Source organism: Dietzia sp. CW19 (assembly GCF_014145265.1).
Lineage (GTDB): Bacteria > Actinomycetota > Actinomycetes > Mycobacteriales > Mycobacteriaceae > Dietzia > Dietzia natronolimnaea.
On record NZ_JAALEE010000561.1, the window covers coordinates 42,978 to 43,426 of the forward strand.

Annotated in this window: 1 protein-coding gene; it reads right to left on the reverse strand. The window is 66.4% G+C overall.

What is annotated here, in order from left to right; all coding sequences use genetic code 11:
• Positions 1-180 precede the first annotated feature (180 nt).
• Positions 181-449, reverse strand: a 269-nt coding sequence (locus G6021_RS16240) for a transposase (RefSeq protein ID WP_182641740.1), incomplete at its 5' end; no start/stop codon positions are given.

Consider the following 449-nt stretch of genomic DNA (forward strand, 5'->3'; position numbering starts at 1 on the left):
TGCAGGCTTGAGTTCACTTGTAGCAATAACGATCGTTAGCCCCGCTGATTCACGGGCCGGTGTGACTGCTGCAGTCGGGTGACGACGGGCTTATATTCGCGTAAGGGCGTGCGGGGGTGCCGGCTGGCGCTGCCGGTGGGCGGGTCTCCGGGTGGTGATGTCGAGGGCGGGCAGGTGAGATCAGGCTGGTTTGGGGATCGCGGCGATCTTGTTGAACACGGCGACGATGGCGGTGGCCCAGGGCCATGTTTCGGGGATCTTCACCCGGCGTCGCCGGCCGCTACGGGTCAGCCGGGCTGCGACGTGCAGGAAGCGGTAGCGCAGCGCTTTGGGCTCGCACAAGGCCAGAACCGCAGCCTCGCCGGTACAGGCCAGCATCCGTGTCCACGCCACCAGATCTGCGGCGAGCATCACCGCCACCAACCAGGCCTGGTTGAGCGCGAACTCGC